This is a genomic window from Salegentibacter chungangensis, assembly GCF_042678405.1.
GTDB classification, from domain to species: domain Bacteria; phylum Bacteroidota; class Bacteroidia; order Flavobacteriales; family Flavobacteriaceae; genus Salegentibacter_A; species Salegentibacter_A chungangensis.
Genome location: NZ_JBHTLI010000001.1, coordinates 1,738,671 through 1,761,345 on the forward strand (window position 1 = coordinate 1,738,671; position 22,675 = coordinate 1,761,345).

General features: G+C 42.4%; 16 protein-coding genes. 4 read left to right on the forward strand and 12 right to left on the reverse strand.

Annotated features, from left to right (window positions below):
* Positions 1 to 921, forward strand: a complete 921-nt coding sequence (locus ACFQ3Q_RS07930) for a GyrI-like domain-containing protein (RefSeq protein ID WP_380744611.1) — start codon at positions 1 to 3, stop codon at positions 919 to 921.
* A gap of 1 nt (position 922) precedes the next feature.
* On the opposite strand, the gene ACFQ3Q_RS07935 is transcribed toward ACFQ3Q_RS07930, so the two are convergent.
* Entirely contained in the window at positions 923 to 1,804 is an 882-nt protein-coding gene (locus ACFQ3Q_RS07935; protein ID WP_380744613.1) for a diacylglycerol/lipid kinase family protein, read from the reverse strand.
* Positions 1,805 to 1,872: 68 nt separating this feature from the next.
* Here ACFQ3Q_RS07935 and ACFQ3Q_RS07940 point away from each other — a divergent pair, with 68 nt between their 5' ends.
* Together ACFQ3Q_RS07940 and ACFQ3Q_RS07945 are read left to right on the forward strand one after the other, a co-directional pair.
* Positions 1,873 to 2,838, forward strand: a complete 966-nt coding sequence (locus ACFQ3Q_RS07940) for an App1 family protein (protein ID WP_380744614.1) — start codon at positions 1,873 to 1,875, stop codon at positions 2,836 to 2,838.
* Between the two features lie 81 nt (positions 2,839 to 2,919).
* A complete protein-coding gene (locus ACFQ3Q_RS07945) occupies positions 2,920 to 5,046 on the forward strand; it encodes a Tex family protein (protein ID WP_380744616.1) in 2,127 nt (708 codons plus the stop codon).
* A gap of 52 nt (positions 5,047 to 5,098) precedes the next feature.
* Here ACFQ3Q_RS07945 and ACFQ3Q_RS07950 read toward each other — a convergent pair whose 3' ends face one another.
* The 3 genes from ACFQ3Q_RS07950 to ACFQ3Q_RS07960 all read right to left on the reverse strand — a co-directional run bounded on the left by ACFQ3Q_RS07950 (position 5,099) and on the right by ACFQ3Q_RS07960 (position 9,212).
* The gene (locus ACFQ3Q_RS07950) at positions 5,099 to 6,451 is read right to left on the reverse strand and encodes a M28 family metallopeptidase (protein WP_380744618.1); all 1,353 of its coding nucleotides are present in this window, start codon (positions 6,449 to 6,451) and stop codon (positions 5,099 to 5,101) included.
* Between the two features lie 130 nt (positions 6,452 to 6,581).
* Complete coding sequence (locus ACFQ3Q_RS07955) at positions 6,582 to 6,869, reverse strand: YtxH domain-containing protein (RefSeq protein ID WP_380744619.1); 288 nt, start codon at positions 6,867 to 6,869, stop codon at positions 6,582 to 6,584.
* Positions 6,870 to 6,998: 129 nt separating this feature from the next.
* Complete coding sequence (locus ACFQ3Q_RS07960; RefSeq protein WP_380744621.1) at positions 6,999 to 9,212, reverse strand: bifunctional alpha,alpha-trehalose-phosphate synthase (UDP-forming)/trehalose-phosphatase; 2,214 nt, start codon at positions 9,210 to 9,212, stop codon at positions 6,999 to 7,001.
* Between the two features lie 96 nt (positions 9,213 to 9,308).
* On the opposite strand from ACFQ3Q_RS07960, the gene ACFQ3Q_RS07965 reads away from it, so the two are divergent.
* The gene (locus tag ACFQ3Q_RS07965) at positions 9,309 to 11,108 is read left to right on the forward strand and encodes a glycoside hydrolase family 15 protein (protein WP_380744623.1); all 1,800 of its coding nucleotides are present in this window, start codon (positions 9,309 to 9,311) and stop codon (positions 11,106 to 11,108) included.
* Here ACFQ3Q_RS07965 and ACFQ3Q_RS07970 read toward each other — a convergent pair.
* The 8 genes from ACFQ3Q_RS07970 to ACFQ3Q_RS08005 form a co-directional block, all read right to left on the reverse strand.
* Positions 11,095 to 12,150 (reverse strand): mechanosensitive ion channel family protein, encoded by a 1,056-nt coding sequence (locus tag ACFQ3Q_RS07970; RefSeq protein WP_380744625.1) that lies wholly within the window; start codon positions 12,148 to 12,150, stop codon positions 11,095 to 11,097. The two genes, ACFQ3Q_RS07965 and ACFQ3Q_RS07970, sit on opposite strands and share 14 nt — an antisense overlap.
* Positions 12,151 to 12,299: 149 nt before the next feature.
* Positions 12,300 to 14,066, reverse strand: a complete 1,767-nt coding sequence (locus ACFQ3Q_RS07975) for a mechanosensitive ion channel family protein (protein WP_380744627.1) — start codon at positions 14,064 to 14,066, stop codon at positions 12,300 to 12,302.
* Positions 14,067 to 14,185: 119 nt separating this feature from the next.
* A complete protein-coding gene (locus ACFQ3Q_RS07980; protein WP_380744628.1) occupies positions 14,186 to 16,000 on the reverse strand; it encodes an acyl-CoA dehydrogenase family protein in 1,815 nt (604 codons plus the stop codon).
* Positions 16,001 to 16,051: 51 nt separating this feature from the next.
* Positions 16,052 to 16,405: a four helix bundle protein gene (locus ACFQ3Q_RS07985; protein WP_380744630.1), complete on the reverse strand. Its 354-nt coding sequence runs from the start codon at positions 16,403 to 16,405 to the stop codon at positions 16,052 to 16,054.
* Positions 16,406 to 16,437: 32 nt separating this feature from the next.
* Positions 16,438 to 17,625 (reverse strand): acetyl-CoA C-acyltransferase, encoded by a 1,188-nt coding sequence (locus ACFQ3Q_RS07990; RefSeq protein WP_380744631.1) that lies wholly within the window; start codon positions 17,623 to 17,625, stop codon positions 16,438 to 16,440.
* A 52-nt stretch (positions 17,626 to 17,677) separates the two neighbouring features.
* Positions 17,678 to 20,083, reverse strand: a complete 2,406-nt coding sequence (locus ACFQ3Q_RS07995; RefSeq protein WP_380744633.1) for a 3-hydroxyacyl-CoA dehydrogenase/enoyl-CoA hydratase family protein — start codon at positions 20,081 to 20,083, stop codon at positions 17,678 to 17,680.
* Positions 20,084 to 20,136: 53 nt separating this feature from the next.
* Positions 20,137 to 20,589, reverse strand: a complete 453-nt coding sequence (locus ACFQ3Q_RS08000; protein ID WP_380744635.1) for a MarR family winged helix-turn-helix transcriptional regulator — start codon at positions 20,587 to 20,589, stop codon at positions 20,137 to 20,139.
* 166 nt (positions 20,590 to 20,755) lie between these two features.
* Positions 20,756 to 22,537 (reverse strand): AMP-dependent synthetase/ligase, encoded by a 1,782-nt coding sequence (locus ACFQ3Q_RS08005; RefSeq protein WP_380744637.1) that lies wholly within the window; start codon positions 22,535 to 22,537, stop codon positions 20,756 to 20,758.
* Between the last annotated feature and the right edge of the window lie 138 nt (positions 22,538 to 22,675).

The window sequence follows — 22,675 nt, forward strand, 5'->3', positions numbered from 1 at the left end:
ATGAGGAAATTCCTTCTTTTTATTCTGGTCATTGCAGCATCAGCGCTTACCTGGTATCTGTTTATTAAGAAATATGATTACCAGTTCCAGACGACCGCCAGATATGGCCCCGGTGCGGTATTCTATGAACTTTCAGGCTGGGAGCACTTTAGTAATCCAGGCTCTTCTGAAAAGATCAGGCTCGTTGATAAAGAACCCTTTGAATCCCTGACGCAGCGGCTTAAGGTTGATAGTTCTGAATTTATAGAATTTAAATGGGAGCTCGAAAAGGTGAATGATACCATTACGGCGCTTACCCTTAACTTGGTTTCAAAAAAGGATCAGCTGGCCAACCGATGGGATATTGTAAACCCCTTCCAGAACAGCCCTTTTTTGGATAGTATTAAGCAGCATGTTCTGGCATTTAAGAAAGAGCTTAATGAACATCAATCGGCCTACAGGATTACCCCGGAGAATGAATTAGAAGATTCTCCCGAGATGGAGTGTATTTGCAGTATTTCCAAGGGTATTCCTCTTACCCAAAAAGCAGGAGAAATGATGGGGACCATTTCGCGTTTAGAAAATTATTTTCTGGCGAACGATCTTAAGCTTAAAGGCTTTCCGTTCTTAAAGATCACAAAATGGGACAGGGAAATGGATGTGATAGACTTTGATTTCTGTTTCCCTGTAGCTGATATAACAGGCCTTAAGGAAACGGGGGACCTGGAACTTAAACGGTATCCTTCTCAACGCTCTCTAAAGCTTATTTTTAACGGAAATTACCGTCTTTCGCATATTGCCTGGTTTGATGCTTTGTACCTGGCCGATCAGTATGGCTACAAAACCGAAGGTCTTCCTATGGAAATCTTTTATGATAATCCCAAGATCGATAATAACTCCAGGGAGTGGAGGGCCGAAATCTTTTTACCGGTTGAAAAGTAGATTATTTTTCCGGAACGGCGATCTTTATTTTTTTAGGAAGAATTTTGACATCAATATTCTTTGATTCTCCCATATATTCTCCATCTATCTGAAATGCTACCGGGGTCTCACAGCTCACTTTAGCCCATTTGGTTGGGATGATCTCAATAAAATCTGAATCGAGTTTGGCATCATCTCTTAGTGTGTTCAGGATCTGGAAGAAATCGAAATGTTTAAAGACAAGCACCTCGAAGATTCCGTCATTCATTTTGCCTTCAGGGTTAACCATAGAGCCCGTACCATATTTGCTGGCGTTGGCAAAGGCCAGTAAAATCCCTTCTCTTTTGATTACTCCTTCCTGGGTCTCTATTTTAAATTCGAAAGGATATTTGCTTTTTATGAGGGTAGGAATAGACTGCAGCATATACCCAACTTTCCCCCTAATAGGAGAGTGCTCGTAATTCTGGATCAGTTCGGCATTGATCCCCAGGTCGCTCATATGCAAACAGGACTCTCCGTTAATATCGAGGATGTCTGTCTCCATAAAATGCTCGCCTAAAGCGGTATGTATCTGTTCCCGTATGTTTTTAGGAAGCCCCAGGTTAACTGCAAGCCCGTTGGCAGAACCGGCAGGAATAATTCCCAGGGGAATGTCGCGATCCCCAACGGCTTCGGCAGCGATCTTAATGGTTCCGTCACCTCCTGCTACCAGCACGCGGCCCGGGTTGATATCTTCAATAAGATTTTGAATATTTTCCTTATCGTTCACCCCTTGTGTGTAATAGATCTCAAGAGGATGTTTTTCATCGTCTAATTCTTCTTCAATCTCATTAATTAAATGTTTTTTATTCATTCCTCCCGAAATAGGATTCACGATCAATAAAAAGCCTTTAATTTTCTCCATAACTTTAGTGTATGTCCAAAATTACTTATTTTGGAACGAATAAATTCTTAGAAGAAAATTAAAATAATTTGAAACTTGATTTAAAATTATACCGTGGGTATTTGAACGATCAGGAGCTTGTAGTTTATGGCCACGTTTTTAAATCCTGGGCACCAGATAAGTACCGCATAGATCGTAGGGGAATAAAGCACGCTTTTTCCATTATAAATATGTTTAGGATCTCACCGCTGCCTAATGTTAGGGTGAGCCTTAACTTTAAAGGTATGGAAGTGCATACCAAGACCCTTAATGACGGCTATTTCCGATTCAGTATTCCTTACAAGGAAAGTCTCCCCAGCGGCTGGCACGAGTATGAAATTGTTTGCAAGCTGAAGGATTATGGGATTATTGAAAAAGGAGAGGTCCTGAAACCTTTTGAAAGCCGGTACGGGATAATTTCAGATATAGATGATACTTTCCTGATCTCTCACAGCGATAATTTCTTTAAAAAGCTTTATGTGATGTTGCTCAAGAACATCAATAAACGCAAGGTCTTTGATGATGTGGTACCCCATTACAGGGCTTTGAGCACCTATGGCCAGGAAAAGGATGAGGCTTTTAATTCCTTTTTTTATGTCTCCAGCAGCGAATGGAACCTATATGATTTTATCAATGAATTTGCACAGCTTCACGACCTTCCGAAGGCAGTGATCAAACTGAAAAAGATCAAGACCGGGATTTCTGATTTTCTGTTTACGGGAAGAGGAAGCCACGACCATAAGTTCGAAAAGATCAAGGATATTATTTCATTTTATCCAAATATTAAATATGTCCTGATTGGTGATGATTCTCAAAAGGATCCATATATCTATGAGAGAATATGCAAGATCTTTCCAAAAAGTGTGCGTGCGGTTTACATCAGGCAAACCAATAAAGGAAAGAAGAAAAAGATCAAGAAAGTGCTTAAGAACATTGAAAGCCTGGAGGTCTCCACCTGTTATTTTAATCATAGCGAAAAAGCCATTCTGCATTCCAAAACCATAGATATTATTTAAGCCTGGTTCATCAGAATTTTAATTTATCGCTTCCGTATTCTGTTATGCGGAAGGTATATTTGTATTTCAAAAAATTAAGCATTGCAATTACTTGAATTTATAAAGCCCCAGATAAGGGCATCGGAAAAACACCTTAAAAATACCCTAGACCTTCTGAAAGATGATGCGAGCATCCCTTTTATTGCCCGTTATCGAAAAGAACACACCGGTAATATGGATGAAACGGAGATCGAAAAGATCTCAGGCCTGCTAAAGCTTTACAACGATCTTGAAAAAAGGAAAGAGAGCATCCTGAAGGCTATTAAAGAACAGGAAGCACTAACTGAGGATCTTCAGGCAAAGATTGAGGCTGCACCAAGCTTAATTCAGCTTGAAGACCTTTATCTGCCTTTCAAAAAAAAGAGAAAGACAAAAGCCGAGGCTGCCCGTCAGGCAGGACTGGAACCTTTGGCCAAGATCATAATGGCCCAGAATTCCGGGAATATCCAACAGGCCGCCCATCGATTTGTAAAAGGAGAGATTAGTTCTGCAGAGGCAGCCCTGGAAGGGGCACAGCATATTATAGCTGAATGGATAAGTGAGAACGGAGCCGTGCGTAATAAGATACGCCGGCTGTTCAGGAGTACAGCAGTTATTAATGCTAAGAAAGTTAAAACCGAAGCAGAAAAGCCGGAAGCCGTAAAATATAAACAGTACTTTGACTGGAGTGAACCGGTAAAAAGGATCGCTTCGCATCGTTTCCTGGCCATTCACAGGGCGGAAAAGGAAGGTTTTCTACGCATTAAACTGGAAGTAGAAAAGCAGAAGGCTTTTGATATCATCTCAGGTATAGTTTTAAAGCAGCCACATAGTTCTATGGCTCCGGTGATCACCGCTGCCATAGAAGATTCCTTTAAACGGCTTATAAAGCCGTCCTTTGATACGGAGATCCTGAATGAGGCGAAGGAAAAGGCCGATGATGATGCCATAGGGGTGTTTGCAGCTAATCTGGAGCAGTTACTAATGGCTGCTCCTCTTGGAGAGAAACGCATCCTGGCCCTGGATCCCGGCTTTAAGTCCGGTTGTAAGCTGGTGTGTCTGGATGAAAGGGGTAAGCTACTGTACAACGAGACTATTTACCCGCACCCACCTCAAAAAGAAGTGGCAATGGCTTCGAAAAAAGTAAAGTCGCTGGTAAATGCTTACGATATTGAGGCGATTGCCATAGGGAACGGAACTGCTTCCCGTGAAACCGAAAGTTTTATAAAGAATATAAGGTTCGATCGTGACCTGGCTGTCTTTATTGTTAACGAAGCCGGAGCTTCAGTATATTCAGCTTCCAAAGTGGCACGGGAAGAATTTCCCGAATATGATATTACTGTTCGTGGGGCTGTTTCCATCGGAAGACGATTAAGCGATCCGCTTTCAGAACTGGTAAAGATAGACCCGAAAGCCATAGGAGTAGGGCAGTACCAGCACGAGGTAGACCAGACTAAACTAAAGGCAAAACTGGATATGGTTGTGGCCAGTTGCGTGAACCGGATTGGAGTGAACCTTAATACGGCCGGGAAAGAACTATTGTCTTATGTTTCGGGAATCGGGCCTGCGCTGGCACAGAATATCGTGGAATACCGAAATGAACAAAGGAATTTTCCGGACAGGCAGGAATTGCTAAAAGTTCCCCGCCTGGGAGCCAAGGCTTTTGAACAGTCGGCCGGTTTCCTGAGAATTAAGGATGGAAAAAACCCACTGGACGATTCTGCCGTACATCCTGAAAGTTATCCGGTGGTGAAAAAGATCGCGAAAGACCAGGGGCTGAAAGTCAGTGATCTCATCGCAAATGATACAGTCCTCGATAGCCTTGAGTTGGAGAAATATACAGACGACCAAACAGGGCTTATCAGTCTTAAGGACATCGTAAAAGAGCTCAAAAAACCCGGCGCTGACCCAAGAAAAGCCTTAAAACAGTTTGAATTTGATCCTTCGGTAAAAGCTATTGAAGACCTGAAGCCCGGGATGAGGTTACCCGGAATAGTGAACAATATCACGAATTTTGGATGTTTTGTGGATATAGGAATTAAGGAAAGGGGGCTGGTGCATATTTCCAAACTTGCCAATCAGTTCGTGAGTGATGTCAACAGCATTGTGAAACTGAACCAGGAAGTTGAGGTTATGGTTCTCAGTGTAGATCTGGAACAAAAAAGAGTACAGCTTTCCCTGATAGACTAAAAAAAGCCGGAATTAATTCCGGCTTTTTTTATAAGTATTTGTTTTTCCAATGCTATCTGAAAACGCCGGAAGGGAAAACCACCACGCTTTCGTGGCCGTTCCTTCCAACAGCCGAAACCCCGAAAAAGTAATTATCTATCACGATCCCTTCCAGGGTGAATTCATTTACATCTCCTACGAACCTTGAATACTGCCACTGCGGTGCTGTTGTTTCCCGCCAGTAGATCTTATACCCGGCAATATCGCCCTCAACTTTCTCCCAGCGTAATTTCGCAGAAGGCTCTACAACTCCGCCAATCTCAACATTCTTAGGAGCAGGGGGAGCCCAGGCAAGGCTGGCCAGATTGATGGCGTTTACAGCCGTAAGTTTTTTGGCGTAATCAAAATTCACGCCTTCTACAACATCTCCGTACTTAATGCCATTTTCGGTTCTAATATCCTGGTGTTGCCTGTTATAATTTTCGTGGGCTTCCATAATTCTTACTCCGGCAAATCCCAGGTCATTGAAGGGTCTGTGATGACCTCCGCGCCCAAACCTGTCCAGGCGATAGATCATCATCGGGTTCATTTCAGGCATATAGGTTTCAGTGGTCTTATGTATATATCTTGCAAGCTGACGTGAAATACCGTCTACTTCGCCACCATAATATCTTCGCATACGTCTTTCCTCCTCGGTTTCGGTAGGAGGCACGGGTTCAGAAAAGATCCTGAATGTGCGATTGTCTATTACCCCGTCTACTCCTTCAATATTCCCGATCATATCGTTATTCAGAATGCCTATAATATTCCAGTTGTTTTCCTTAGCATATTTCGCCAGGCCCTGACCTCCGAAAAGGCCCTGTTCTTCTCCTGAAAGCCCCACATACACAATGCTGCTTTCAAATTCGTAATTGGAAAGCACTCTTGCAGCTTCCATCGTACCGGCCATTCCGCTGGCATTATCGTTTGCACCCGGAGCATCAGTGGTGAAATCCATTGTGTTACTGGCACGGGAATCTATATCTCCGCTCATAATGATATAGCGGTCTGGATATTTTGTTCCTTTCTGGACAGCGACTACGTTAACTACCCAGGCGTCCTTAGGAACTCTCTCGCTTTCTTCGGTAGTTACAAATTGTTTCTGGTAAAATACGTCCAGGCAGGATTCGCAGTTTTTTGAGATCTCCTCAAATTCAGATTTTATCCATCTTCTGGCAGCACCAATTCCGCGGATGTCTGAAACAGTATCGCTGAAGGTGTTCCTGGTTCCGAAGCCGGCAAGTTTTCTAATGTCGTGTTCAATGCTGTCCGCCGAGACCCTGTCTATAATTTCGTACAGTCTCTGATCTGTATCCTGAGAAACCGCTGGTTGGGAAATAAAGATTATGCTGAAAAATAAAAATAATGGGAAATAGGTATTGTTCATTATTGAGGGGTTTAATTGAGCTCCCTAATTTACTGAAAGTTTTACGGAAAGAACAATTTCAATATCAGGCATAAAAAAAGCCCTGCAAATAGCAAGGCTTAATACTTTTAATAATGGTCAATTTTATGGATTAGCTGGCTTTCATATTGTGAATTTCAGCTTTAGCTTCGTGAGCTTTTTCCTTAGATTTTGAACTAGCAAGGTTTGCTTTGGTCTTAGATTTTAGTGCTTCAACTTTGTGATTTAGGGAATCTGAAAATTCATTGAACCTACCTTTAGCACCCTGTAGATAGTCATCTCCTGTTTGTGAAATCGCCCTACGTGTATCTGCTCCTTTTTTAGGGGCAAATAGTAATCCTACTGCTGCTCCTGCAGCTGCTCCTGATAGTAATCCTAACAACAATTTTCCTGATTTCATACTTCTAGTTTTAGTAATTTGGTTCGTAAATTTTTATAGTATAAAAGTACTCAGAATTAAGCCTGTGGCCATAGATGCGTAGTTAAGGTTGAATTAAACTTTATCTTGAAATGTCAAGGATTTTAACACTTATCCGTTTTCGATAAATTTCTGCAGAATTTCCCTTACTCTTTTGGTGTCTTCCACGTAAAACCTGGCACTGGTTTTCTTGATCCCAACTTTTACGGTATAGGCTTCTTCGGGTAGTTCCCTGAACATATATTCATCGGTCCAGTCGTCTCCAATGGCGAAAATAAAATCATATTGAGTATCTACCAGTTTTTTATTTGAGGCCTTTCCTTTATTCACACCGCTGCTCTTGATCTCCAGGACCTTGTTTCCTTCCAGTACACTTAAGCCGTGGTTGGAGATAAGTTCCTTCAGTACATTAGAAAGCTCATTGGCTCTTATTTCTCCTAATTCAGGGTCGGCTTTTCTGAAATGCCAGGCCAGGGAATAATTCTTTTCTTCTATAAAAGTTCCCGGGGTGCGGTCTACGAAATTCTCGATCACCGGTCTCACGGCTCCCATCCAGTCACTTCTTACATTCTCGGCAAGATGCCAGTCCTTATCAGATTTGCGCATCCATACCCCGTGTTCAGAAATGAGTTCTACCTTTGTCTCTTTCCACCAGTCTCCAAGGGTGTCTTTATCCCTTCCGCTTATAAGAACCACGTCTGTTCCTTCCTGGTTATGCAGAGTCTTTATCATTTCCTTTAATTCCTCATCGGGACTTGCATGTTCAGGCTTATCAGTAAAATTGACCAGGGTGCCGTCGTAATCGAGGAAGAGTACTCGCCTGTTTGCTTTACTATACTCTTCCATCAGCGTTTCGCTCACTTCGCTGTTAATGCGGATGGATTTAAAGGAATCTCTGTTCGCCTTCGTATTCCTTAGCGTCTTCATAAAGTCCTGTGCCCATTTCTCTACGCTGTAACGCTTCAGTCTTTTCTGAAGCATTTTCATTCGTTGCATCTGTTCTTCTTCGGGCATATTGATCGCTTGTTCTATGGCTCCGGCTATCTGGTCAAAATTATTAGGGTTTATAATCAGTGCTTCATTCATCTCCTGGGCAGCTCCGGCCATTTCACTCAAAATAAGCACTCCGGTATGATTGGTCCTGGTGGCCACATATTCTTTGGCCACGAGATTCATCCCGTCCCTGATAGGGGTTAGCAGGGCGATATCGCAGGAAGTATAAAGGTCTATAAGATTTTCAAAAGGCATAGACCTGTAGAAGTACCAGATAGGCGTCCAGCTAACCGTCGAGAACTTTCCGTTGATACGGCCTACAAGTTCGTCGATCTCTCTTTTTAGTCTCTGGTATTGAGGCACATTGGAACGCGAGGGAACGGCCAGCATTACCAAACGAATTTTCTCGATGTACCGGGGGGAGTTGTCCAGAAAATATTCGAAGGCTCTAAGGCGGTTCGCGATCCCCTTGGTATAATCCAGCCGGTCTATACTTAAAATAAGCTTGGCATCTGGCGTAGCTTCCAGGTGATGGTCGAGCCTTCTTTGTAGTTCAGATTGCTCTTCGGCGGTATTCTCGAAATGATTAAGAGCCGCGCTTTCAAATTTATTATAATCTATACCCATAGGGAAAGAATCTACTTTCACGATCCTGTCCGGAAGGGCCACTTCATTAAAATCTACCTGGTGTCTAAGAATACGGCTCACAGAACTCAGGAAGTGTCTTTCATAATCGTAGGTATGAAAACCGATAAGGTCGGCACCGAGCATTCCCTTCAGAACTTCTTCCCTCCAGGGCAGCGTTCTGAAAACTTCATAGGAAGGGAACGGAATATGGTTGAAGAACCCGATAATGGCATCGGGTTGCTGTTCCCTTATCATATTGGGCACCAACAGCAGCTGGTAATCGTGAACCCAAATATGGTCTCCATCTTCATAATGCTCAAGAATGATATCGGCATATTTCTGGTTCACCCGTTTATAGGTTTCCCAGTGCTCTTTATCGGCTTCGGTAAATTCCATAAAGTAATGGAACAAGGGCCAGATGGTACGATTGCTAAAACCATAATAGAAACCGTCTAATTCTTCCTGGTTAAGATTCACCGAAATACAGGCTTCTTCTTTCGCCTTTTCCTTTACATCTTCTTTCAGGTGCTCTGGTATTTCCTCTTCGGTAAGACCGGTCCATCCAATCCAGATACTGTCTCCGTCGCGGTGAAAGGATTTTAGTCCGGTAGCCAGGCCACCTACGCTGGGGCTTACTTTTAAATCGTCATTTTCTAGTGAAATCTGAAGAGGTAATCGGTTGGATATTATAATGGTTTTACTCATAATTAATTCTAAATGCTGTTGCCGCGAGTTTGTTTTTTATTAAATTTCCGAAAATGATTTCACAACACCATCCTTTTAAAAGAACTTTAAGATAATATGGACAATTTAGATTACGGGATAATTGGAAACTGTAAAACAGCGGCACTTGTATCGAAATATGGGGCTATTGAATGGTGTTGCCTGCCTAATTTTGATTCTTCTGCGGTATTTGCAAAGATCCTTGATGAAAAGAAAGGCGGAAGTTTTGAGATCCTTGTTAGTGACGATTATGAGATCACCCAGGAGTATCTTTGGGAGACCAATATTGTAAGCACGGTTTTCGATAATGGAAAGGATGCATTTCAGCTTATAGATTTTATGCCGAGATATCAGCGCGATGACGGGTCTTTTTATGCCCCGCCAGATCTTGCCAGGTTTCTTCGGCATATTAAGGGAGAACCTAAGCTTCGCGTAAAATATGACCCAAAGCTCGAGTTTGGCCGTGAAAAGACCTATAATGAGAACAAGGGAAATTACATAAAGAGTTTTACTAAAGAAGGAAAATATGACTCCCTCTTCCTTTATTCTTCATTTGAAATGCAGGATATAATGGAGCAGAAAGAGATAGCGCTCACCGGAAATCAGTATTTATTGATGGGATATCACGAAAAACTTATCCCTCAAAGCCTTGACCGGTCTTACCTGAAATTTCAGCGTACCAAGACCTATTGGATGAACTGGAGTGAAAAGACCACCCGCTATACGCATTACAGTGAACAAATTATGCGTAGCGCACTGGTACTTAAGGTGCTTAGCTTTGAAAAATCCGGCGCCGTGCTTGCTGCCGCCACCACCTCGCTTCCAGAAACCATAGGCGAAGAGAGGAACTGGGATTATCGTTTTTGCTGGGTGAGAGATGCCTCTATGGTGATCAAGGTAATGGCAGGCCTGGGACATACCAAATCGGCGAAGGATTATTTGCAGTTTATCATTGATATTATCCCGAACAAGGATGAGAAGATCCAGATTATGTACGGGATAAACGGAGAGAAGGAGCTTACAGAGCATATTCTTGATCACCTGGATGGGTATAAGAACTCCTATCCTGTGAGGACCGGGAATGCGGCATATATACAGAAACAGAACGATATTTACGGAATTTTGATGGAGGTCATCTATCAGCAATTCCTACAGTTTGAGACTTCCCTGGAGAACAGTGAGGAACTTTGGACTATTACCCGGGGGATCGTTAAGATAGTTCAAGAGAACTGGCACGAACCCGATAAAGGGATCTGGGAGCTGCGCACCGAAGACAGGCATTTTGTTTTCTCCAAATTGCTCTGCTGGGTGGCCATAGACAGGGCTATCAAGATAGGGGAGATCCTGCGACGCGGAATTAATGACACCCACTGGAAAGCCCTTAGAGCCGAGATCTACAATGATATCTATAAGAATGGCTGGAATGAAGAGATGCAGGCATACACCCAATCCTATGGCTCAAAGGACCTGGATGCTTCTACCTTGCTAATGGAGAATTACGGGTTTATTGAAGCTGAAGATCCAAGGTTTATAAGTACAGTCCAGGCTACTGAAAGAGAACTTTGCGTAGACGGGTTGATGTATCGCTATAAGAACAAGGATGATTTTGGGGAACCTTCATCTTCTTTTACCATCTGTACGTTCTGGCTTATTGACAGCCTCTTTAAAATAGGGGAGCGGGAAAAGGCGAAGAAAATGTTCGACAGGCTGCTTTCTTATAGCAATCACTTAGGCTTGTTTAGCGAAGATATAGACTTTAAGACCAAGCGATTACTGGGGAATTTCCCACAGGCATATTCGCACCTGGCATTAATAGAAACTGCCGCTAATTTCAGTAAGGGAATGGCTTCAGAAGAAAGTGCGATCAGGTATTTTTAGGAGAGTTGTCATTTTCAATACTAATGCGTGTTCTTGGCAGGCTCTCGGGATAATTCTCCTTTAAAAAGTCTAAGAGTTTCTCCCTGATAAAGACCCGAAGGTCCCAGGCTGTTGGGGAATCTTTGGCGCTAACAAGTGCTCTAATCTCGATAGATTTATCGGTGGCATCGGTAACCTGTAAAACGTTTACCCGTTTATCCCATAGGGGAGTGCTCTCCAGTAACCTGGTAAGTTCTTCCCTTAATTTTTGAAAGGAAACCTCATAATCGGTATAGATATAGACCGTGCCCAGAATATCTGAAGATGTCCTGGTCCAGTTCTGAAATGGGTTTTCAATAAAATAGGTTGTGGGTACAACAAGCCTTCGCTGGTCCCAGACTTTTACGATCACGTAAGTTAGGGTGATTTCTTCAATACGGCCCCATTCCCCTTCAACAATCACCACATCGTCAAGCCTTATTGGCTGCGTAATGGCTATCTGGATCCCGGCAAGCAGGGTTCCTATGGCTTTTTGTGCTGCCAAACCAATGATGATCCCTGCGATCCCGGCAGAAGTTAGCAGGCTAACGCCAATGGGCCGAATACTTTCAAAGCTCATTAATGCTATTCCTAAAGCCAGAATGACCAGGATAAAAATGATGATATTCTCCAGCACCATAAACTGGGTATATACCTTTCTTGCCCGTAGATTGTCTTTTGTAGAGACATCATACCTTCTCAACATTCGGGCTTTAAAAACTTTAAGGATCCTGATCAGGAACCAGGTAATACTAAGGATAAGCCCAATTATACTTAGGTGCCCTACGATCTTTGAAGTGGTGTCGTATCTGAAGATATTGCCTATTACTGCTATTTGCATTAACAGTGAAGCGATAAAGATAAGAAGGGGTACCCTTACTCTTTTAGCAAAATTTACAGGAAGCACATTCCCCGGGTCTTTACCCAACTTTTTCAGGATAAAGAAAACAACACTAAAAGTGAACGCCAGAATTGCAATTCCTGAAATTAAATAGGCGAGAACTTCGGTATTTAAAGATTTCATAAGAACCGGGATGTTTGGTTTTATTACTTAAAACTATTGAAAATTAATGAGTTGCTAAAAGCTCAATTTTCAATAACGATGCGGTGAATTTTAGGGTTGAGGTGAAAAACGCCGTAAAGCGGGCAGATTTTTCAGCTCAAATAAGAGAATTATTTCGGGCTTTCCTTTATACCATCATCAGATCTTACATCTATCCTCGTTCTTGAGAAATAAATGCCATCCTCAAGTTCGTTGATATAAGCCACAAGCTTTTCCCTTAATTTACAATGCAGATTCCAGGCCTCATTAGGATCTTTAGCACTACATATAGCTCGAATTTTTAGAGATTTTTCGGTCATATCGGTTACCTGGAAAAGAGGGGGGTTATTACCATCCCATTCTTCAGAAGCTTCTAAAAGTTCCTCATATTTTTTCCGAAGCTTGTCTACATCTACCCGGTAATCTACATACAGGCTGATTTCCCTTATCTGATTCTGACTTGTTATGGAAAGGTTTTCAAAAGAATCGGAGATTACGGTTTGAAGGGGAACTATCAGCCTTCTCAGGTCCCAGGTTCTCACGACCATATAGGTAAACCTGATGTCTTCAACATAGCCCCAGCGATCGTTTATAATTATCGTATCGCCTATTCTCACAGGTTTTGTAAGGGCAATCTGAATCCCCGCAATGATATTCCCCAGTGTATTCTGGGCGGCAATACCCAGAACTATGGTGGCCAGACCTGCAGAGGCCAGCATTGAGATCCCGAGTTTTTCAAGAGACTTGAATTGTGAAAGTATTATGGCTGTACCAATTATTACTACTGTAAAAGTGATAATTCGTCTTGCAACCGAGATATAGGTGAATAACTGTTTTGCTTCATCGTTGTTTTCCGAAAAGGCATTCGCAATTTTATTCTCTGCCACATACTTCATCAGGAAATCTATTATTCGCATAAAGAACCAGGTCCCTGAGGCTATTACTATGGCGAGAAGAAAGGCATAAATGGTGCTGGAGAAGGCTCCGGAATAAGATATAAGGTTATTCAGGCTTATATAAAAAAAGAATACGGCTACTGCCAGGCCGGCGGGAATGCCCAGTCTTTCGCTAAGCCCGATAACCCATCTTTTATTATAAGTGCGGGCAATCTTTTTGAGGATGAAGATCACTAATCTCCCCAGTAAAAAAGAGATGATTATTAGAATAATAGTTAAGATCGGTTTCCATAGAGGAACCGTTCCTATTTTACCACGAGACCATTGTGGCATTGTCCGGTCCAGTAAGGTGGGACCGTAAACTTCATAAAGTTCTTCTATATTTTCTACGGTGTTTGCAGAAATTAACCAGAAAGCTCCGTAGTCTTTGTATTGAACACGTTGCAACCTGAAAACAATATTCCGGTTATTTAATTTAGTCTCTCCAAATATTATACTTCTTCTTGGAACACCTGCCACAGCTTGGTTTGTTGATGTCCTGATGTCTATCTGGCCATCCGGGCGGTCTGGCAGTCCGTCCCAGTCTATGTTGATCCTTTTATCCAGTACAAAGAATAATTTATTTGCCAGATCCTCAACTTCTTTGCTCGAAAGGTTACTTGGCATCAGGTTAAGGTTCAATGCATATGCTGCATCTTTAAAATCTTTATTCCTGGAACTTACTATAAAATGTTCCAGTGTAGCTTGGGGAGTCTGAAGATTGATTCTTTCAGGAGCTAAGCCATTAGGGTTATTTAGTCTGTCAAGTTTATAATAGGCTTTGTTGTATTCCTGAAGACTGTTATCGATGTATTGGTTATGTTCAGGAGCAAGTTTGTTTTCAGACGGTAATTCATCTTTAAGGCTATCTTTTTCGTCGGTCTTTTCCTGTGCAAACACTGGCGCATTCTGAGCGAAGAATGCCAAAAACATTATGATGATGAAGTGAAGGGAGAATTTCATTTTAAAAAATTAATTCAATATTTCCTTTTATTTATTAGGGTTATGTTAAAATTTAAAGGGAACAAAAAAAGGCCGGTTCAATTAAAGAACCGGCCTTTTATTAATCAAAATTAAAAATATTAGAAACAGTACTTGTTCTCGGAAGTAAGCTTTTCAGCAATCTTGTTTCTAAGCTCAACGATATTTGGCATATTCTGATACTTGGTGAAACGTTTAAGTCCCATTAGCATCATTCGTTGCTCGTCTCCTTCAGCAAAAGAAACGATTCCTTCTTTCGCCTTCTGGTTGATGGTGTCTACTGCGTGATACAGGTATAATTTCGCCATTGCGATCTGCTCTTTCTGGATATCTTCCCCGAATCTTTTCGCATTCTTCTCGGCTCTCAGGATTCCTGATTCTGCCATATAGATCTCGATCAGGATATCAGCAGCTGCAAGAAGCAATTGCTGGTGCTCTTCGAGCTGAGGTCCGAATTTTTGAACCGCAGATCCCGCAACCATCAGGAATACTTTTTTAAGCTTCTGAATCATTTCCTTTTCTTCTGCAAATAATTCAGAGTAATCCGGTTTTTCCATAGAAGGGATTCCGGTAAGCTCATCCGCTACCTTGGTGGCTGGCCCTAAAAGGTCCACGTGTCCTTTCATCGCCTTTTTAACCAGCATCCCTACCGCCAGCATACGGTTGATCTCGTTAGTACCTTCATAGATCCTTGAGATACGGGCATCACGCCAGGCCGATTCCATTGGAGTATCGGCAGAGAAGCCCATTCCTCCAAAGATCTGTATCCCTTCATCGGTACAGTTCTGAACATCTTCAGAACAAGCTACCTTCAGAATAGAACATTCTATGGCATATTCCTCGAAACTCTTTAATTCTGCTTCAGCGTGAGAGTTTCCGCCTTCCTGACGAAGGCTGATACGATCTTCAATGTTCTTAGCCGCACGATAATTGGCAGCTTCTCCAACGTAAGCCGAAGTAGCCATCTCGGCAAGCTTAGACTTGATGGCACCAAATTTCGCGATAGGAGTGTCGAATTGCACCCTGTCATTGGCATATTTCACGGCTACATCGGTCACCCTTCGCTGGGCGTCGATGGTCGCAGCGGCAAGCTTGATACGGCCAACATTAAGAGCATTCATTGCGATCTTAAATCCATTACCACGTTCAGAAAGCATATTTTCTACCGGCACTTTGGTATCATTGAAGAATACCTGGCGGGTAGAAGAGGAGTGGATACCCAGCTTTTTCTCTTCCTCACCAAAGGTGATTCCGTTTGGATTGTCCTTATCGTATTCTACGATAAATCCTGTGATATTCTTATCGTCTTCAATTCTTGCGAAAACGATGAATACAGAAGCGAAGCCTGCATTCGAGATCCACATTTTTTGTCCGCTTATATTGTAATGCTTACCGTCTTCAGAAAGTACTGCTTTGGTCTTTCCTGAGTTGGCATCACTACCTGCTCCCGGTTCGGTAAGGCAGTATGCACCAAACCATTCCCCGGTGGCAAGTTTAGGAACATACTTTTTCTTTTGTTCTTCACTACCGTATAGTAGAATTGGAAGTGTCCCGATTCCCGTATGTGCTCCAAAAGCGGTGGCTATAGAGCCGGTTGCTCCCGAAATATAATCACATACCAGCATTGTGGAAACGAAGCCCATTCCAAGCCCGTCATACTCTTCCGGTACACCAACGCCAAGGAACCCAAGTTCTGCTGCCTTGTTCATTATCTCTTCGGTAAGAGCGTAGTTCTTCTTCTCAAATTCTTCTTTCTTCGGCCAAATCTCGCGGTCAACGAACTCCTTTACCGAATCTTTCATCATCTTCTGCTCCTCATTAAGGTCTTCAGGAGTAAAAACATCGTCACAGCTGGTTTGTTTCACCAAAAACTGGCCGCCACGAAGCATATCTTTTTCTTTTGTATCTGTACTCATTTTTTATTTTGAATTTCGAATTATAAATGCTGAATTAAAAGCAGTTAAAATTCAGGTTATTTTAGTTTTAGTGGTTATTATAATTTTAGTTATAATGTTTATAATATGTTCTATCTCGTTTAAATGAGAGTCAACATTTATTTCAGTTAACTCAGAGTGGCTCAATAATCTTAACCAGTATTTTGTTTCCCTGGCTTCTTTAGATGCAATTGACATTTTATTTATAAAATCCTTCCTGGACTGCGCTGCAATTGCTTCTTCTACATTTGCTCCAATACTTGTCCCGGATCTTAACAACTGTTTGGAAATGATAAATTCATTTTCAGATTTCAGTTCTTTAAAAAGAGATATTATTTCCAGTGAAAACCTGAATGTTTTATCAGCAATAATATTCTCCTTTTTCACCGAGCCCCCATATAAAATTCAACATTTAAAATTTAGAACACTTCATAAACTCCAGCTGCTCCCTGTCCGGTTCCAACGCACATGGTTACCATCGCGTATTTATCTTTCAGGTTACGCTTGCGCATTTCGTCAAAGATCTGAACCGATAATTTCGCTCCGGTACATCCAAGCGGGTGTCCCATAGAGATAGCTCCTCCGTTCACATTCACTTTGTCCTGATCCAGACCAAGTTCTCGCATAACCGCAAGTGACTGAGAGGCGAAGGCTTCATTCAGCTCAATAAGTTCCATCTGGTCCTGCTTTAATCCGGCCTGTTTAAGGGCTTTTGGGATTGCCTCTACCGGTCCTATTCCCATAATTCGTGGTTCAACTCCAACAGGAGCGTAGCTTACCAGTCTTGCAATAGGCTCAACATTTAGCTCTTTCACCATTTCTTCGCTCATCACCATTACAAAGGCAGCCCCGTCACTCATTTGCGAGGAGTTCCCGGCAGTAACGCTTCCGCCTTCGGCAAAGACAGGTCTCAGTTTTCCAAGTACTTCTTTGGAAGTATCCTTTCTTGGGCCTTCGTCTTTATCTACGGTATAAGATTTGGTTTGTTTCTTGCCATCTGCATCAACATAGGTCTGCTCTACCTTGATAGGTACGATCTGGTCCTGGAAACGGTTCTCTTCCTGTGCCTTCAGGGCTTTCTGGTGAGAATTGAATGCAAACTCATCCTGATCTTCTCTAGATACTTTATACTTTTGAGCTACTGCTTCTGCAGTGAGCCCCATTCCCCAGTAATAATCTTCGTGGCCTTCTTTAGCCAGTTTGTAATCTGGAACAGGCTTGTAACCACCCATAGGGATATAGCTCATGCTTTCGGTACCACCGGCAATAATGCAATCGGCCATCCCGCTCTGGATCTTGGCTGATGCCATTGCAATGGTTTCAAGTCCTGAAGCACAGTAGCGGTTCACCGTCATTCCCGGAACATCTTTAATTTCAAGTCCCATCAGGGAGATGAAGCGTCCAACGTTAAGTCCCTGTTCGGCCTCAGGCATTGCGTTTCCAACAATTACATCGTCTATTCTCTTTTTATCAAATTCCGGCAGTTTGCCCATCATATGCTGAATGGTCTCTGCGGCAAGCTCATCCGGCCGTTTGAATCTGAACACTCCGCGGGGAGCTTTCCCTACGGCAGTCCTGTATGCTTTTACTATATATGCTGTTTTCATTTTCTTAGAATTTTGAATTTAGCTGTGAGAATAACTCACCCCAAAAATTATTTTAGTTACGTAGTGGTTTCCCTTTTTTCAGCATATGCTGCAGTCTCTCAAGGGTTTTTCTTTCCCCGGTAAGAGAAAGGAAGGCTTCTCTTTCAAGATCCAGAAGGTATTGCTCACTTACATAAGAGGCTTCAGACAGATCACCTCCGGCCATTACATAGGCCAGTTTATTGGCGATCTTCTTATCGTGGTCACTTATGTATTTTCCGGCATTCATCTGGTCGGTTCCTACAAGGAATGCACCTAAAGCCTGTTTTCCAAGCACCTTGATATCAGTTCGCGGAATTGGCTTGGTGTATCCGTTCTCAGCCATCAGCATTGCCTGTTTCTTGGCAATGGCAAGCTGACGGTCCTGGTTCACCACAACGATATCTTTTCCTTTCTGAAGGATGTTGGTATCGTAAGCTTCATAGGCTGAAGTAGATACTTTTGCCATACCAATGGTCAGGAAGTGTTCTCTTAGTCGGTTTAACTCTACATCATCTTTCTGAAAAGTATCAGCAGCTCTAACGGTCATTTCCTTAGAACCACCACCACCGGGGATCACTCCAACTCCAAATTCAACCAGTCCCATATAAGTTTCGGCAGCTGCCACAACCCTGTCGGCGTGCAGTGAAAGCTCACAACCACCTCCAAGGGTCATCGCGTGTGGCGCGGCAACGGTTGGGATAGAGGAGTAGCGCATACGCATCATTGTATCCTGGAAGTATTTAATAGCCATATTCAGCTCTTCATATTCCTGCTCCACGGCCATCATAAAGATCATCCCGATATTGGCCCCAACAGAGAAGTTCTTCCCGTTGTTGGCAACCACAAGACCGTTGTAGTCTTTTTCAGCAATATCAATCGCCTTATTGATCCCGTCCAGTACATCTCCTCCAATAGAGTTCATCTTACTGCGGAACTCCACGTTCAGGATCCCGTCTCCAAGATCTTCAACAACAACACCGCTGTTCTTGAAAACCTCTTTAGATTCACGAATATTATCCAGGATGATAAATGCATCCTGTCCTGGCACTTTTACCTGTTTTTTATCCGGAATGCTGTAATAATAGGTATTACCTTCTTTAACCGTATAGAAACTATCGCTTCCGCTTTCCAGCATTTCATTTACCCAGGCTGCAGGCTCTTTCCCTTCAGCCTTCATCATTTCAATTCCTTCTTTAACGCCTATGGCATCCCATATCTGGAATGGCCCGTGTTCCCATCCGAAACCGGCCTTCATCGCATCGTCTATCTTGTATAGCTCGTCTGTGATCTCCGGAATCCTGTTGGAAACATATGCGAAAAGCGCGGCGAAGTTCTTTCTGTAGAATTCCCCGGCCTTGTCTTTTCCGTTTATAAGAACCTTGAAGCGATCCTCTACATTATCTATAGATTTTGTCTGCTCAAGGGTGGCGAAGGAAGCGCTTTTACGATCGCGGTATTCCATTGTATCGAGGTCCAGGGATTTGATCTCGCTGGAACCATCATCTTTCTTGATCTTTTTATAGAATCCTTGTCCGCTTTTACTACCGAACCATTCATTTTCCATCATCGTATCGATGAAATCCGGCAGGGCAAAAAGATCGTGAGCTTCATCGTCCGGAACTCCCTTATGTAGTCCGTTGGCAACGTGAACAAGCGTGTCCAGTCCAACAACATCAACGGTCCTGAAAGTAGCCGATTTCTGTCTTCCAATTACCGGTCCGGTAAGTTTATCGACTTCTTCAATGGTCATTCCCATCTCCTTAACCATATGGAAAAGGCTCATAATACTAAAGATACCTATCCTGTTTCCTATAAAAGCAGGGGTGTCTTTTGCGATAACCGGTTTTTTTCCAAGAAATTTCTCTCCATAATAGTGGAAAAAGTCCAGTACTTCTTCAGAAGTGTCAGGTCCCGGAATGATCTCGAATAATCTCAGGTAACGTGGCGGGTTAAAAAAGTGGGTTCCGCAGAAGTGTTTGCGGAAATCTTCACTTCGGCCTTCGCTCATCTGGCTGATAGGAATTCCCGAAGTATTTGAGGTAATAAGAGTACCTTCTTTTCTGTGCTTTTCAAGATCATCGAAAACCTTCTTCTTGATGTCCAGTCTTTCAACCACCACTTCAATGATCCAGTCTGCTTCAGAAACCTTTGAGATATCATCTTCAAGGTTACCGGTAGAGATCCTTTTAGCAAAATCTTTATGGTAAATAGGAGAGGGCTTAGATTTTAAAGACGACTGAAGTGAGTCGTTCACCAGGCGGTTTCTGACTTCCTTATCCTCCAGAGTCAATCCTTTTTTCTTTTCCTTGTCATTCAGTTCCCGCGGAACGATGTCCAGCAGAAGTACCTCTACGCCAATATTGGCGAAGTGACAGGCAATCCCGCTTCCCATAATTCCGGAACCGATTACTGCAACCTTGTTGATTCTTCGTTTCATTTGGTGTTTTTTATTTTAAAAACCTCACGGCCAACAGGAGTGAGGTTATTCGGTTATTTAATTTTTATTTCTTCTTTATAAATTTTCTTGTCGGCGATCAGGGCCATAATGGTATTGGCCACTTCAATAAAGGTGTGAAGATCTTCTTCTGAAACCGATTCCTTTACGGCCTCATCAAAGCGAAGCACAACTTTTTTGGAATACTCCCTCATTTCTTTCCCAAAATCGGTAAGATGCAAAAGAACGCTTCTCCCGTCGTTGGGATTTTTCTTTCTTACTATTAAACCTTTCTCTTCCATAGTTTTTAGTATACGGGAGAGGCTGGTGGCTTCCATTCCCATTTTTGGTCCCAGTGAAGTTGAAGGAGTACCCTTTTCAGGGTCTATGCTTAAAAGGGCAAAACCTGTAGCCATAGTGCTTCCGGCTTTTCCGGCCTCTTCATTATACATCTTAGAAACCGCCATCCAGGTGGCCCGCAATACATAATCTATGGTCTTATCTTTCATCTTCTGTTTGAGTGAGTCTCAAATTTAGGAAAAAATATTATGCGTGCATAATAAATTCAGAAGAAATTTAAATAATCACATCAAAGCATCTAAAAATAACCGAAAAGCATAAAAAAACTCCCCGTTTCCGGAGAGTTTAACAATAACTTAATAATCTGATTAGATATTAATTATGTTGATAGATCTTATTATAAAGGTCTATGTAGTTGTCTTTAATATTGCGTCGCTTCAGTTTCATAGTAGGAGTAAGGTGTCCGCCTTCTATGCTCCACACGTCTGGAGTAAGTTCAAAGGCCTTTATCTGTTCCCATCGCCCGAATTTCTGGTTGTAGAAATCTATTTCTTCCTGAATACGTGCAATTACCTGTTTATTAGAAACAATATCTTCTGGTTTCTCACTGCCCAGGTCAATCTTCTTGCGATGAGCCCATTCCTGAATAAATTCGAAATTAGGCTGAATCAAGGCAGCAGGCATTTTTTCTCCATCTCCAATTACCATAATCTGCTCAATGAACCTGCTTTGTTTCATCGTATTTTCAATAAGCTGTGGGGCAACATACTTACCACCCGAGGTCTTGAACATTTCTTTCTTACGGTCGGTGATTTTAAGGAAGCCGTCCTTATCTATCTCGCCAATATCCCCGGTATGGAAAAATCCGTCTCCGTTTATAGCTTCTTTGGTCTTATCCGGTTCCTTATAATACCCTTTCATAAGATTGGGTCCTTTGGTAAGGATCTCGCCGTCTTCAGCGATCTTAACCTGTACATTATCTATAACGCGCCCAACGGTTCCTATCTTAAAGCCACGGTCACGCTGATCGTTCACCGCGATCACAGGAGAAGTTTCGGTAAGACCGTAACCTTCCATTACCGGGATGTTTGCTGCAGCAAATACTCTGGCCAGTCTTGGTTGCAGGGCAGCACTTCCTGAAACTATCAATTCTATATTGCCGCCAAGACCTTCTTTCCATTTTGAGAAAATGAGCTTTCGGGCAAGTTTAAGTCTTGTTTCGTACCACCAGCCGTTGGCCCCGTATGGTTCATAATCAAGCCCAAGTTCCACGGCCCAGTAGAATAATTTCTGTTTGATCCCGCCAAGTGTGGATCCTTTTGCTATGATCTTATCGTATACCTTTTCAAGCAGTCTTGGAACTGCCGTAATTACGTGTGGTTTGACCTCCTTCAGGTTGTCACTGATCTTATCTATGGATTCCGCAAAATGAATGGAAACCGAATAATACTGATATAGATAAAGGATCATTCGTTCAAAAATATGACACACCGGAAGAAAACTCAGGGATACGTAGGTACCTCTTTCAAAAGGGACGCGGGGAGCACTACCCAGTACATTGCTTACAATGTTTTCATGAGTTAGCATAACTCCTTTAGGTTTTCCTGTGGTTCCTGAAGTGTAGATAAGTGTCGCAAGGTCCTGTGGTGAAACTGCTTTTTTCAGCTTTTCCACTTCATCCTGATTGCTTTTATCTTCTCCCAGCTTAAGGATCTCAGACCAGTGCTTACAGCCTTCAATTTGGTCGAAACTGTAAACCTCCTTAAGCTTTGTATTCTGTTTAATTTCATTAAGCTTTCCGAGTACTTCCTCGTCTGATACGAAACAATAGGTGGCTTCACTATGATTTAAAACATATTCATAATCCTCTACCGAAATAGTAGGATAGATAGGAACATTTCTTGCACCTAACTGCAGGATTCCTATATCCATAACGTTCCACTCTGTACGGTTGCTGGAAGAGATCACGGCGATCTTTTCATCGGTTTGTACACCAAGTCTTAAAAGTCCGCGACTAATGGCATTGGCCTTGTCAATATATTGCTGGGTAGATAAAGCTTCCCATTTCCCTTTATATTTTGTTACCAGAGCTTTTTCGAGAGGAAATCTTTCAAGTTGATAGTATGGAAAATCAAAAAGACGTGTTGGTTCGTTCATGTAAGTAGATGAATTATGATATGCTTCGCAAAATAGCAAAATTGCGGGCTATATCAAATTGATGTTAAAAAAAAGAAGGGATATTTTCATATCCCTTAAAAATTTCCTGAAAAAATAAGATTTAAACAAAATCCGGAT